This is a genomic window from Pontibacter sp. LHS2, assembly GCF_058932845.1.
Map to the genome: position 1 here is coordinate 546,832 of NZ_JBZYWG010000001.1, position 14,316 is coordinate 561,147.

A 14,316-nucleotide genomic window follows, 5' to 3' on the forward strand; every position below is an offset into this window, starting at 1 on the left:
TATAGGGTTTTTAATCTTTTATTTTCTTTGAAGACGTCACCTGTTTATCTGATGACAATACAAATATCATCATATAATTAGCGCGAAACAGTGACTTAGGTCACGCAATCGGTTTTTTTTAGAAGAAAAGCTCTTTTCCGATGATATACAGACCCATTACCAGGACGAACCAACCAAAAGCGGTTTTGAGTTTGTCGGCATGGATTTTAGCGGAAAGTGCGGTGCCGATGAAGATACCAACAATGGAGATGGTCGAGAAAATACCCAGGAACATCCAGTCGATTTCGTAGTTAAACACGTCACCGATAAAACCAAAAAGTGATTTGGCTGCAATGATCAGCAAAGAGGTGCCTACCGCCATTTTCATGTCGAGTTTACTGAAGAGAACCAGCGCAGGTATAATCAAAAAACCACCGCCAGCGCCGACTAATCCAGTGAGTGTACCTACTACCAAACCTTCGGCCAGAATACCGGCATAGTTGAATTTAGGTTCCGGATGCGTCGAGCCGTTGCCTTCCACGTCAATTTCTGTGTCAATGTTCTCATCTACCGTATCCACGGGGTCAGAGGGTGCTGTAATAGGTGCTTTCTTTTTTTTGATCATGCTGACTGAAGCGAACACCATCAGCCCGGCGAAAAGCAACATAAGCATGATTCCTTTCGTCACCATAAAGTCACCTACCGAGAAGATTTCATCTGGTATGGCCGGCACCAGGTAGCGGCGTGTCAGGTATACCGCCACGATAGAAGGCAAGCCAAATACGATGGCGGTCTTCATGCTGACCAGCCCATTTTTATAGAACTTGTAAGAGCCCACCAGACTGGTAAGCCCCACGATAAAGAGTGAGTAAGCGGTAGAGATAACTGGACTTAGTCCGATCAGGTACACCAACACTGGCACCGTCAGAATAGAACCTCCGCCACCGATAAGTCCAAGAGAAAGCCCAATCAAAAGGGCCGCTATATAACCTAGTATTTCCATTGATTATGTCGTTTGTTTTGTAATCTGACACAAAGGTATAGCAACTATAAAGGATGTTCAGTGACTAGTATCACAGAGGAGTATAAGAGTTGAGGAGTTTGGGAATTTAAGAGTTTGAGAGGTAAGATTCGTACGGACAGATCGTGACCTGTCCGCGCATGAATAGCCAACCCTAGCTTCTCTCAATAGAAAGACCGTATCAACCATTTTCTTTTGTCATCCTGAAAGGATCTTGGTAGCATTTTGTTTGAGCTGAATCTCCCGGGGGTAGGGGCCCTCTATTTGACCAAGTTTCTTTACAGAATGACGCTAATGTCTGAGCTCGTTTTCCTGGGATGAAACAGTCCTACTTCCCAAGATGGAATTTCTGTGCACGATTCGGACAGGTCGCGACCTGTCCCTACAGACTAAACTACCTCCAAATCGTGTACTTCAATGTAATTTCTGTGTAGGGTGATGGCGCCGGTTTGCTCGAGTTTTTTGAGGAGGCGGGAAATGACTTCGCGGGAACTGTTGAGTTCGAGGGCGATTTGCTGGTGGGATAGGCGGATCTCTTTGCCGCTTACTTTTACATGGCGCTTGAGGTAAAATAAAAGGCGCTCGTCGAGTCCTTTAAACGCGATGCTGTCAAGCGTTTGTAGCAGTTCCTCGAAGCGCTGGCGGTAGGAGGCGATCACGAAGTTGTGCCAGCTCTTATACTTGGCCAGCCATTGCTCAGAAAGGTGCGAAGGGATCAGGATAACTTCTGCCTCTGTAACAGCTTTGGCCATGATCTGACTCTGTTCGTCACGGGCGGTGCACATCATAGACATGGCGCAGGCATTGCCCGGCTCAAGGTAGTACATCAGAAACTCGTTGCCTTCGTCATCTTCGCGGTATACCTTGAGAAGTCCGCTCAAAAGCAATACCGTTGAGCGAATGTATTGGCCGGTGCGCATCACTTCCTCGCCTTCCTCCACTTCGCGGATGGTGCTGTGTGCGAGTATATCATCGAGGAGGGATGGTTCAAACTGCGGGAATCTTTTGAGGATATTTTCTTTCTGCGGTATTTCCATGCGATGTGTATGTTGATTAAGGTCGGATTGTTTTTGTATAAACTCCTGCCCATCTTGGAGGTTAAAACCCCCTTTCAGTTTGGGTCCATTTCATTCCAGGAAAACAACTTCAAAATCTTGTGTCATTCTGCTAAGAAACTTGGATGAGAAAGAGGGCCCCTACCCCCGGGAGTTTAAGCCTATACTACTGGCGGGGGTAGGGGCCCTCTTTACCAAGATCCTTTCAGGATGACAAAAAATAAAGAGTGAAACGGCCCTACCTTCTGAGTAGAGCAAGTTGTGTAATTGTATACGCAAATAAGCAAAAAAACCAGTGCAGACACTAAAAGTGCCTGCACTGGGAATGATTAAATCAATAGACGGCTTATTTAAAGTCGTTTACAGCTTCGCTTAAGTCAAGCACTTTGGTATCAGGCAAGGCGGCCTCCACAATGCTGCTACCGGCAGCAGAACGGTAACCACCGGCACAGTGTACCACGATCGGCTTGCCTGAAGGGATCTCCTTGGCTCGCTCACGCAGCTCTGGAAGCGGTATGTTGATGGCCTTGTCGAAAAATTTGCCGCCCTTCACCTCGGATGCGTTACGGATGTCCACAATGGTGTACTCGTTTTGATTCTCTTTGAACGCATCCAAATCGATTTCAGGGGATTTCTCCTCGGCTGCCTCTGTCTGCACAAAAGCACCTTCAATCAGTAGTTCGTATCCTATTTTTGATGCCTTGCGAATCAAATCGTTCAGCTCGTCTTCTGTTTCAGCGATCAGATAGTAGCGCTCCTCTGGACCAACAATACTGCCCAACCACGTTTCAAACTTGCCACCATTCTGGATGTTGATAGCGCCTTCTAAATGCCCTTTCTTAAACACCTTTTCGCTGCGGCCATCGACAATTACAGCACCTTTGCTTGGCTTGTAGTTTTTATCCAACCTCTTCACGCCGTCCAGACTTGGTTGATAGGAAGGAGCGCCTTGCTTGTTCAGTCCCACGTCGTAACCAAAGTATTTCGGTATAAAGGGCTGGTCTTCGGTCAGGATTTTCACGAATTGGTCTTCGGTCATTTCCTGCAGGGCGTAATTGCTCATTTTTTCAGCGCCAATCGTGCTGCTATTGGCTTCACTCAGACCTTTACCGCAAAGCGTACCCGCACCGTGCGCAGGATATACCAGTACGTCCTCATCCAGCTTCATCAGCTTTTCGCGGGTGCTCTGGTACATCTGGCGTGCCAGTTCTTCGCGTTTGGCTGTGATATTACCGGCACTCTCCCGCAAATCCGGACGGCCTACGTCACCGATGAACAGTGTATCGCCTGTAAAAACGGCTTTGTCTTTGCCTTCATGCTCCAGCACAATGCTGATGCCGTCTGGTGAGTGGCCCGGGGTGTGGATGGACTTCAGTTTCACATCACCAATTTCAAGCACAGCACCCTCGTCAAACGTTTTGTGCGGATAGTCGGCACCCACGAGGCTGTGTGCATAAATAGTAGCGCCTGTCTTCTTGTGTATTTCCAGGTGTGAGCTCACAAAGTCAGCGTGTGGGTGCGTCTCAATTACGCCCACAATTTTGGCGTTGTTTTGCTCTGCGAAGTCATAGTAGGGTTGCGGGTCACGTGCCGGATCCACTAACACTACTTCGCCTGTTTTTTCACTCAGTATGGCATAAGCGTAATGTGCTAAGCCTTTGTCTTCGAACTGTTCTATTTTCATGGGTATTGGGTTTTATTTTTTATAATTCTGAGGAAGTGCTCCAGAGAGTTTCCCGACTTATGATACAAAGATACGGTATGAAGAAAGCCCACACAGTGATGTAAGTCACATAGAGGGGTTTACGATTTTGCATTTTGAATTGGTTTTTTACTATTGCAAAAATGCCTAAAAGGTCAGCTGCGTGATAATATTGATATTGTGAAAGTTGGTGTTGTAATACATGTCTTTCAGTGGAATGTCCATATTTGGAGAGACTCTGCCAACATAAAGCAAGCGGAAATTGAGCCCGTCCAACACCGGTTTGGAAGGGGAATAGTTCAGGTCCGCGACCCAGCCCCAGTAGGACATGGCGCCGTACTTGTTATAACGGTAATCATTTGGTGTCGGTAGCCAAGATTTAGCAAGCGCTAGCTCTGAAGAGAAATTGCCTGACCATTTTTTTCGAGCCTTAGCCACTAGCAGATCTGACTTGCCTACACCTTCTAAACGGCCTCTGGAGATTGTCGCAAAAAACTGCTCACGTCCCCATTCCCGCGGAAACAGAAATCGCCCATCCCCGTCAATATGCAGGTAGTTAAGCGATATGTGCAGGTTTTTAGGTTCATAGGCCAGCATACCGCCAGCAAGCCATTGCTTCTGATCGGGGAAGTATACCAATGTACTTTCAGAGTTGCCGCCGTTTCCGATTTGAAATTGGTACAAACCTTCTACACCTGCCTTTACATCTGGTGCTACTTGTATGACCGCTCTGCCATAGCTGTTGTTTGATACGTTTTCAATCCAATAGTTCCAGGCTTCGGCCTGAAGGCGTTTGTCAGGGTTTAGCTGAAGGCCAGTTACGGCCACGCCTTTGGTTTGTGTAAGGTGCGGGTAGGCTGAGGAGTTACCCCATTCGTCTACCCCCGGTGAGAAAATTCCGATCGTCTCGCCTGCCTTAAACCACTCCACGGTACTTCTAGGAGAGAAATGGTCAAACCAAGCCAAAGTGAGTAGTCCTTTATCCTGCAGGGGCACTTGCACTTTTATACCCTGAAACGAGTAGGGCTTCATGCGCGTGTCCTGCGGATTCATCAGGGGGGAGGCAAAACTGAAGCGACCCACTTTCGCCCGAAGCCTGGCAGAGTTATACTCCAGGTATAGCTCGTCGAGGCGGTCCAGATCAGCCTTGTTGTGGGGATTCTCCATGTCAAAGAGCTCCATTTCCAGTTTAGGATGCTTTTCAGCAATGAAGTCCCGCTCACCCAGATTAGAGGAGAACAGGTTATAGGTAAACAGACCGGCAAAGCCAAAACGGAAACCATGCAAAGGAGCTGTTTTATATCCGATTTCAGCCCCAATAGCGTTGGCGTAATTATCTGACAGCGAACCGTGATTGAACGTGGCCATAAAGTAGTTGCGCACGTGGCCTTGTACTTCACCTTTGCTGAAGAGGTCCTTCGCACTTCGGATTTGTATGGTATCGCTTTCGATAGTGGAGCTGTGTGGTGCATGTCCGCTTGTGTGCTCCTGTGCAGTAGCTGTGCCCCAGCCAGAGATTATCAGTATGGTAGCGAACAGCGCAAAATTTTTTAGCATGGGTAGGTATAGCAATGACCGGAACAGGTATAGCTGCTCCGGTTTTGGTATGTGAATAATGATATTAGTTTAGGTGATAAGTAAGCAGCGGACGTATGCAGTGGTTTACAAGCGTTTCGGCGATGCTGCCGTAGAAAATATGGCTGAAACCTTTGCGACCGTGTGTGCCGATCAGCACCAGGTCCATTTCTGACTCTTGGTTGAAGTTGCGCACACCGGCTGGCACTTTATCATCGCTCTTAAAATGCAGCTCGTAGTTCTGCAGTTGCAGTTCCTCAGCAAAGCGCTGCATATCTGCTCTGATAGAGTCCAGCTTCGGCTCGTCATCTTTCTCGATAATTTGGAGCAGATGCAGTTGAGCACCAAAAAGCTGTTGCAAAATATTGATGGTATTAACCGACTGTTCAGGCTGTTTTTCGGCAGCAAAATCTGCTACCCACAAGATGTTCTGGATTGGCGTGATAGAGGCGTCTTTCTGGATGGTGATGACAGGTATGTGCGTATGGCGCACCACATGCTGCGCCTCAGAACCAGAAAGACGTTCGAACCAGCCATCGGCCCCCTCCGTGCCCATAATGATCAGGTCAATCTGCTGCTGCTCGGCATACCTGGTCAGGCTGGTCGTAAGGCCACCGTATACCACTGCGCTGGAGAAATCTATGGTAGCCTGTCTCCTCAGCTCATCGAATTGCTGGTTCGCTTGCTGCTCCTGTGCATGCAGCTTAGTTCTGTCTACATTTTCAGAGGAGTCTGTCGTACCGGCCCATTCAGCGGCGTTCACCTGAATCACATGTACCAGGTGGAGGTTGACAGATGCTTTCTCTGTGATCAAATTCAGAAATTGCAGCGCTTTATACGAAACCGGTGTGAAGTCCACGGGTACCATGATGTTGAGTTTCTTTTCCATTGTCTGTTGCTTGATTATCGCTTTTTTAACTGTTTTAGGATGTATCTATTTCGTTTTGATGGCAACTAGCCGCGTTACGAAGGCAGGTCCGATATGATAGGCTCCTTCGCTGAGTTCGATTTCTTTTTCCTCCAATAGGGTGATGTTCATACCGGCAAAGTCTTGCTGTAGCATGTCGGCCGTATACAGCATCTTTTCATCTTTGGGACCTCCGGATGTATGGTCCAGCTGCCTCGGATGAAAGGCCTCTAGCAGGACCACGCCACCTGGCTTGAGCCAGTGTTGTACCTGGCGGTGCAGGCTTTGGCGCGAAGAAGCAGGTAGGTGCGCGTAAATCAGCACCACGGCATCTAAACTTTCTGGTTCAGTGGTAAAGCTTCCGGCATCTGCCAAACGGTAGTCAAGGCTGACACGCTGTTGAGCTGCCAATGCCAATGCTTTCGCCTGTCCGGCCTCACTGTAATCGAAGGCCTGCACATCCCAACCTTGCCTGGCGGCATACACGGCATTACGACCTTCTCCCTCGGCTGGGAATAAGATCTTGCCCGGAGTCAGGGCCCGAAGGTGTTCTCTCAGAAATACATTCGGTGTATTACCATAGACCATTTCTTGCTGGCTGTAACGCTCGTTCCAGAATTGCTGCATCATGCTTCTTTTTAGGTGACAGTACAAAGGTCTTCAAAGGCAAGGCGAAGTTCAGTGACTATGGTTACACAAGCCCTCAATTTTGAAAAGATGGTACTGCCACTACAATTGCGAGACAAGGAATGGCTTTTAAAGAAACTAAGTAGCTTTAAGACAGGTATATGGGTGCAGCTAATTGATGTGACATTAAACAGGTATAACGCATGCTGAAACGCTCTAGCATACTGCCTCGCTTGGCGCTACTGTTTATCTTGATCCTGGTGTTCAGCCTTCCAGCAATGGCCTGCACGACTTGTAACCGCCCACTGCAGGCGGCTATTTTCAATGAAAGCTTTCTGAAACTTTTCTTTTACATGCTACTGCCTTTCCTGTTCATTGGCGTAGCAGTATACCGTCTTCACAAACTCAAATGAGCCGCTATGAAAAGTCAAATTCCCATTGAAGAGGTAAAGCCCGTTCGAACTGGTCCGCTGATAGCGGCGGCTACACTGATTGGTATAGGTATGGGCGGGTTTGTGGATGGTATCGTGTTGCATCAGATTCTCCAATGGCACCAGATGATCTCAGCCAAATTGCCGCCTGACACCTTGCTGAACAAAGAAACTAACATGTTCTGGGACGGCATCTTCCACGCTTTCACCTGGCTCACAACGGCGCTGGGTATCTACTTGCTCTGGCGTGTGGCTTACGAGCGCAATGCGGTACTTTCTAACCGTATTTTCGGGGGTAGCTTGCTGTTCGGATTTGGCCTGTTCAACATCGTGGAAGGCATCATCGACCACCATATTCTGGTACTGCACAACGTGCGTGAGATCAGCGATAGTCAGTCGGCCTGGAACTTCGGTTTTCTGGGGGTATCTGTGGTCCTGCTACTAATAGGGTGGTCTCAGGTGCAACGGGGGAGAAAAGAATCAGCTCAGCATCATAAGTAATAAAAAACTTAATGGGAGCCCGAAATATTTGTATTAAATTTATTGAAGCAGCTTGTAATTGATCTGAACAAATCCTTTACATTTGCGAGTGATTTTGAGTTTGATTTACTTACTGTGAAACGAATCCTGTTGCTTTTGCTGATCTGCCTTACCTGCTTCAATCTGGCAGGGGGATATGCTATTGCGGCAACAGTGCTTTCAAAATCAACTGTGTCTACGGATGCCCTACCAGAGCATTCACGGCAGCATATTCTTAAGAAAACTTCTTTTGATCTACAGGCTTTCCAGGTAAACAAAGAAACTGAGGAGGAGGAAACACCCCATTTTGCTTTGCTGCCTGTAAGCGTCACAGGTCTGTTTTATGCTTTCGCACCTGATTTTGAGCTTGTCAACAAGCATTTTCTGGTGCATTATGGCGCCGCAATCAAGGGCAGGTTCCCCGCTTTATACCTGCTCAAAGACTCTTTCTTACTATAGTACCCTCTTTTCCCTTAAGCTGCCATGCTTCCGCGCAGCTACCACTCTACGCCGCTTCCTGGTCTGTAGAGCAATAATATTTATTTTAAATTTATTAAGCATAATGTGACCATAGTCAAAGCTATAGGGTCGCGCACGTGTATTTTTCTCATACACGCCTTTAGTTATTACAATCACAACACTTCATCCACTTAATCAAAATCATCATGAAGATCATGAAGAGCTTTCTCATGCTTATGGGAGCGTGTGCCTTATTGTGTCAATCAAGCTGCAGCTCATCTAAAGGAGAAGAAATAGAGGAACACGATGTCAAGCTTCTGGTCACTAGCCCCATGAACATGGATACAACCATCACAGAAGACTATGTGAGCCAGATACACGCCATTCGACATATTGAACTGAGAGCCCAGGAGAAGGGCTACCTGCAGAAAATTTTTGTAGACGAAGGTCAGTTCGTCAAAGAGGGACAGTTGCTGTTTCAGATCATGCCTAAGTTGTATGAAGCAGAACTTCAAAAAGCACAGGCAGAGGCTAATTTTGCCCGGATCGAGTTCGAGAATACCAAGAAGCTGACCGACGGTAATATTGTGTCACCCAATGAGCTGGCAATGGCTAAAGCCAAATGGGACAAGGCGAAAGCAGAAGTGTCCCTGGCCCGCGTTCATCTGGAGTTTACAGAGATCAGAGCTCCTTTCGATGGCTTTATCGACCGTTTTCATATCAGACAGGGCAGCTTGGTCGAAGAAGGGGAGCTCTTGTCTACCCTCTCGGACAACAGCAAAATGTGGGTCTACTACAACGTGCCGGAAGCCGAATACCTCGATTACAAAACCAGGTCAAAAGGAGACAAAACAGCAAAAGTGAGTTTGTTGATGGCTAACAACAAGCTATTCGATTACCCGGGTGTGGTAGAGTCCATTCAGGCCGATTTTAACCATGAAACGGGCAATATCGCTTTCAGAGCAACATTCCCGAACCCAGATGGGCTGTTAAGGCACGGTGAAACTGGTAATATCCGTATGGGTATGCCTCTCAAAAATGTATTGCTTATACCTCAGAAGGCCACTTTCGAGGTGCTTGACAAGAAGTATGTCTATGTAGTGGACGAAGACAATGTTATTCAGTCGCGTGAAATTACCATAGGCGCTGAAATGCCGCACATTTATGTCGTGCTGAGAGGGCTGGCTGAGCATGATAAGATATTGCTGGAAGGCCTTCGGCTGGTACGCGAAAACCAGAAAATTAACTACCAATTCCTGGAGCCTGGTGCTGTCATAGCGCACTTAGACTTATATGCAGAATAATCAGGCTTCCTTAAAAGCACAGACCATGTTTAGTAAATTCATACACAGACCGGTATTTGCCATTGTCATCTCGGTCATGATAGTTTTTGTGGGTACGTTGGCTATCAAGAAGCTGCCCATTTCACAATTCCCGGATATTGCCCCTACGACTGTAAACATTTTTATAGCTTATCCGGGGGCCAGTGCGGATGTACTGGTTAATTCAACCCTCATTACCCTCGAACAGGCCATTAATGGTGTGGAAGGGATGCGGTACATAGCTTCTGATGCCACCAGCGCAGGAGAGGCAACGCTTAGAATCATTTTTGAGCCCGGCACAGATCCCAATGATGCGGTTGTTCGTGTGAAAACGAGGGTGGACCAGGTAATGCCGCTCTTGCCAGAACTGGTGCAACGCGAAGGTGTGGTTATCACACCGGTTCAGCCCAGCATGTTGATGTACGTCAACCTGTATTCCAAGCATGAGAGCATGGATGAGAAGTTCCTGTTCAATTACGCTACCGTGAAGATGATCCCAGAGATTCAGCGGATCAAAGGGGTAGCCCGGGCGCAGATTCTAGGTAGCCGCAGGTATGCCATGCGTATCTGGCTAAACCCGGACCGCATGCGGGCCTACAATATTTCGGTAGAGGAGGTAATGAAAGCGTTAGGGGAGCAGAGTATCATTGGCCGACCGGGCAGGCTTGGCCAGAGTTCCGGTATAGCTGCTCAATCGCTGGAGTACGTGCTCACTTACAAGGGCAGGTATAACAAACCAGAAGAATATGAAGGCGTCATTATCCGGGCCAACTCCGAAGGGGAGAGCATCCACCTCAGGGATATCGCCACGGTCGAGTTAGGAAGCGAGTTCTTCGACATTTACTCTAACCTGGACGGCCATCCGTCGGCTGCGATTGTGCTGAAGCAAAACTACGGGAGCAACGCCAGTGATGTCATCGCAGATGTGAAGGCACAGCTGGAGGAAATGCGTCCGTTCTTTCCTCCGGGAATGGATTATAAGATCAGCTATGACGTATCCCAGTTCCTGGATGCATCCATAGAACAAGTTGTCCATACCTTGCGCGATGCCTTTATTCTGGTTGCCATCGTCGTCTTTATTTTCCTGGGTGACTGGCGCTCTACCCTGATTCCGATTCTGGCTGTTCCGGTGTCCCTGATAGGTGCATTCTTTGTGATCCAGTTCTTTGGTCTTTCAATCAACCTGGTTACCCTTTTCGCACTTGTTCTGGCCATCGGTATAGTGGTGGACGACGCCATCGTGGTAGTGGAGGCAGTCCACGCCAAAATGGAAGAAGAGCCACACCTGTCGCCTTACAGCGCTGTTAAAAAAGTGCTGGGGGAAATCAGCGGTGCTATCATTGCCATCACAGCTGTAATGGTATCGGTATTTCTGCCGATCTCCTTTATGTCAGGTCCGGTAGGGACGTTTTACCGACAGTTTTCCATTACGATGGCTAGTTCCATAGTCATTTCGGCTTTAGTCGCCCTGACACTCACTCCCGTGTTGTGTGCCATTCTATTAAAAAACCACCACGGGAAAGAAAGAAAGCGAACAATCCTAACCAGGACGCTCGATCGCTTTAACAGAGGTTTCGATAAACTGACAGGAAGGTATGTGAGTTTGCTCAAACGTATCGTCAACAGGAAGTGGCTTACTTTCGGTATTCTTTTGGCATTTGGAGCGGGTATTTTCTATGAGAACCAGGTATTGCCGGCAGGTTTTATTCCTAACGAAGACCAGGGCACTATCTACGCCATCATTCAAACACCGCCGGGATCTACGTTGGAAAAAACCAACCAGGTATCTCAGAAACTGCAAAAGATATGCGAAGAGATTGATGGGGTCGAATCAGTTTCCTCACTGGCAGGTTACGAGATCATGACCGAGGGGCGAGGCTCCAACGCCGGTACTTGCCTCATCAACCTGAAGCCATGGTCTGAGCGCCATCATAATGTGAGAGAGATCATGGAGGAGCTGGAGGAGAAGTCAAAAGGCCTCGGGGCCGTCGTGGAGTTCTTTGAGCCACCAGCCATCCCTGGTTTCGGATCTTCGGGCGGCTTTTCGATGCGTTTATTAGACAAGAATTCGGATACCGACTACCACGAGTTCGATAAAATAAACCAGGAATTCATGGAAAAACTGAGCAAGCGAAAGGAGCTGACAGGTTTGTTTACCTTTTTCGCGGCCAACTATCCGCAGTACGAACTGGAAATCGACAATAAGTTGGCCATGCAGAAAGGAGTTTCCATTGAAAGTGCAATGGAGAACCTCAACATCCTGATCGGCAGTACCTACGAGCAGGGCTTTATTAAATTCAATCAGTTTTTCAAGGTATACGTGCAGGCAGATCCGCAATTCAGGAGGCTTCCATCGGATGTCCTCAAGCTGTATGTTCGCAGTGAACACGGCGAGATGGTCCCTTATTCTGCCTTCATGAAGCTTAATAAAACGCAAGGGCCGAATGAAGTGATGCGATTCAATATGTACAATTCCGCAGCGATTCAGGGGCTACCGGCAAAGGGTTATACCACAGGGGATGCCATTCAGGCAGTGCAGGAAGTAGCCAGTCAGACCTTGCCAAAGGGATATGGTATAGCCTGGGAGGGACTTTCATACGACGAAGCAGGTAGGGGGAACGAGGCGTTCTACGTCTTCCTGATCGTTGTTGTGTTTGTATACTTTGTACTGGCGGCTCAATACGAGAGCTTTATCATTCCGCTAGCTGTAGTGTTTTCGTTGCCAGTCGGTATCTTCGGCTCCTTCCTGCTGCTTCAGCTGATGGGCCTGGAAAACAACATCTATGCGCAGGTAGGACTTATCATGCTCATAGGTCTGCTTGGTAAGAATGCCGTGCTCATCGTGGAGTTTGCCGTGCAGAAACGCCAGGAAGGGGCCTCTATTTTTGACGCTGCCATAGAAGGGGCCCGGGTGCGTTTCCGTCCGATCCTCATGACCTCATTTGCTTTCATTGCCGGGCTTATTCCGCTGATTATTGCAACTGGAGCTGGAGCCATAGGCAACCGTACCATCAGTGCTTCTGCCCTGGGAGGGATGCTGTTCGGAACTGTATTCGGTGTCATCATCGTGCCTGGGCTTTATTATATATTCGCCCACCTGGCAGATGGCCGTCACCTGATTAAAGATGAGCATGAAAGTCCTCTATCGGAAGGGCTGGGATACATAGAAGACAAAGAACTTTTAACAGAGGAGGTAGCGTACAATGCTTAAGAAGATCATATACAATTGCCTGTGGGTGGTCTGCCTTTCACTGAGCCTGACAGCCTGTGTGACCCCATCACTACTGGAGAAAAGGGAGAACAGAGCAGTACCTGTGAGTTATAACGACTCACAGGATACCACCAACACGAGCGGCACCCAATGGAGACATTTTTTCTCCGATCCACAACTCTCAGCCCTTATTGATACAGCTTTGCAGCATAATCAGGAGATGCTTATTACTTTACAGGAAATCGAAATTTCCAGAAATGAGGTCAGAGCCAGAAAAGGCGAATACCTGCCGACTGTAGGTATAAGAGGAGCCGCTGGAGTTGAAAAGGTGGCCAGGTATACCAACATCGGGGCGATAGAGGCGACAACCGAAATAAAACCTGAGAAAGCGATGCCGGAGCCTTTGCCAGACTTTCTGGTAGGGGCATACGCTACCTGGGAGGTGGACGTGTGGCACAAACTGCGCAATGCTAAAAAATCAACTGTTTTCAGGTACTTGTCTTCGATAGAGGGTAGAAATTTTATGGTAACAAATCTGATCGCTGAGATTGCTGATGCATATTATGAGTTGCTGGCACTCGATAGTCAACTGGCCATAGTAGAGCAGAACATTGAGTTGCAGCGTAATGCACTGAAGATTGTGAAAGTACAGAAAGAGGCTGCCCGTGTGACTGAATTAGCTGTTCGCCGGTTTGAAGCACAGTTACTCCACACGCAAGGGCTCCAGTATGAAATTCAGCAGAAGATCACCGAAACTGAGAACAGAATCAATTTTTTGGTGGGCAGATACCCGCAGTCTGTACAGCGGAGCGGGAAAGCTCTCGAGCAAATGGTGCCAGAAACTATACATAAGGGTATCCCGTCGCAGCTTTTGGCTAATCGCCCGGATATCAAACAAGCTGAGTTGGAGTTGGCCGCTTCCAGGCTGGATGTAAAGGTGGCCAAAGCCATGTTCTATCCTTCTGTGGGTATAGCGGCAGGTATAGGCTATGAGGCTTTCAATCCGAGCTTTTTATTGAAACCCGAATCCTTGCTTTACACGCTGGCCGGAGATCTGGCAGCTCCCCTGATCAATAGAAATGCGATCAAAGCAAGCTATTACAGCGCCAATGCCAAGCAACTGCAAGCTATTTTCAATTACGAGCGCACTATTCTGAATGCTTATATTGAAGTGGCAAATCAGTTATCAAAGATCGATAATCTTGATAAAAGCTATGATCTGAAGTACAAAGAGGTAGAAGCGCTCACCCAGTCCGTAAGTATTTCAAAAGACCTCTTCGCATCCGCAAGGGCAGACTACATCGAAGTGCTCTTAACACAACGTGAGGCACTTGAATCTAAGTTTGAGCTGATCGAAACTAAGAAAGAGCAGCTGAATGCGCGGGTAAATGTTTACCGGGCGTTGGGCGGCGGGTGGCGTTAGGCACTTGTAAGCTGTTTCAGATGTACTCATAATAGGTATAATCAGGATTGTAAAACGGGAGTCCCATACTACTCAGTTGTAGTAT

12 protein-coding genes are annotated in these 14,316 nt (G+C 47.9%); 6 read left to right on the forward strand and 6 right to left on the reverse strand.

From position 1 onward, the window contains the following. Positions 1 to 118: 118 nt before the first annotated feature. From AC5FX6_RS02380 to AC5FX6_RS02405, 6 genes are all read right to left on the reverse strand, one after another. A complete protein-coding gene (locus tag AC5FX6_RS02380) occupies positions 119 to 982 on the reverse strand; it encodes a sulfite exporter TauE/SafE family protein (RefSeq protein ID WP_493595428.1) in 864 nt (287 codons plus the stop codon). 407 nt (positions 983 to 1,389) lie between these two features. Then, positions 1,390 to 2,037 (reverse strand): Crp/Fnr family transcriptional regulator, encoded by a 648-nt coding sequence (locus AC5FX6_RS02385; RefSeq protein WP_493595429.1) that lies wholly within the window; start codon positions 2,035 to 2,037, stop codon positions 1,390 to 1,392. A 364-nt stretch (positions 2,038 to 2,401) separates the two neighbouring features. Continuing rightward, positions 2,402 to 3,739, reverse strand: a complete 1,338-nt coding sequence (locus AC5FX6_RS02390; RefSeq protein ID WP_493595430.1) for an MBL fold metallo-hydrolase — start codon at positions 3,737 to 3,739, stop codon at positions 2,402 to 2,404. Positions 3,740 to 3,904: 165 nt separating this feature from the next. Beyond that, positions 3,905 to 5,314 carry a porin gene (locus AC5FX6_RS02395; protein ID WP_493595431.1) on the reverse strand — a complete coding sequence of 470 codons (1,410 nt, stop codon included), beginning with the start codon at positions 5,312 to 5,314 and terminating at the stop codon, positions 3,905 to 3,907. A gap of 64 nt (positions 5,315 to 5,378) precedes the next feature. Continuing rightward, positions 5,379 to 6,221, reverse strand: a complete 843-nt coding sequence (locus tag AC5FX6_RS02400; protein ID WP_493595432.1) for a universal stress protein — start codon at positions 6,219 to 6,221, stop codon at positions 5,379 to 5,381. Positions 6,222 to 6,266: 45 nt separating this feature from the next. Then, positions 6,267 to 6,869, reverse strand: a complete 603-nt coding sequence (locus AC5FX6_RS02405) for a class I SAM-dependent methyltransferase (RefSeq protein ID WP_493595433.1) — start codon at positions 6,867 to 6,869, stop codon at positions 6,267 to 6,269. A 200-nt stretch (positions 6,870 to 7,069) separates the two neighbouring features. On the opposite strand from AC5FX6_RS02405, the gene AC5FX6_RS02410 reads away from it, so the two are divergent. The 6 genes from AC5FX6_RS02410 to AC5FX6_RS02435 all read left to right on the forward strand — a co-directional run bounded on the left by AC5FX6_RS02410 (position 7,070) and on the right by AC5FX6_RS02435 (position 14,231). After that, entirely contained in the window at positions 7,070 to 7,279 is a 210-nt protein-coding gene (locus tag AC5FX6_RS02410; RefSeq protein ID WP_493595434.1) for a hypothetical protein, read from the forward strand. A gap of 6 nt (positions 7,280 to 7,285) precedes the next feature. After that, positions 7,286 to 7,798, forward strand: a complete 513-nt coding sequence (locus AC5FX6_RS02415) for a DUF2243 domain-containing protein (RefSeq protein WP_493595435.1) — start codon at positions 7,286 to 7,288, stop codon at positions 7,796 to 7,798. A gap of 42 nt (positions 7,799 to 7,840) precedes the next feature. After that, positions 7,841 to 8,275 carry a hypothetical protein gene (locus AC5FX6_RS02420; RefSeq protein ID WP_493595436.1) on the forward strand — a complete coding sequence of 145 codons (435 nt, stop codon included), beginning with the start codon at positions 7,841 to 7,843 and terminating at the stop codon, positions 8,273 to 8,275. A gap of 215 nt (positions 8,276 to 8,490) precedes the next feature. Beyond that, positions 8,491 to 9,579: an efflux RND transporter periplasmic adaptor subunit gene (locus tag AC5FX6_RS02425; protein WP_493596634.1), complete on the forward strand. Its 1,089-nt coding sequence runs from the start codon at positions 8,491 to 8,493 to the stop codon at positions 9,577 to 9,579. 25 nt (positions 9,580 to 9,604) lie between these two features. Continuing rightward, entirely contained in the window at positions 9,605 to 12,808 is a 3,204-nt protein-coding gene (locus tag AC5FX6_RS02430) for an efflux RND transporter permease subunit (protein WP_493595437.1), read from the forward strand. Further along, entirely contained in the window at positions 12,801 to 14,231 is a 1,431-nt protein-coding gene (locus tag AC5FX6_RS02435) for a TolC family protein (protein ID WP_493595438.1), read from the forward strand. Before AC5FX6_RS02430 ends, AC5FX6_RS02435 begins: the two co-directional genes overlap by 8 nt. Positions 14,232 to 14,316 lie beyond the last annotated feature (85 nt).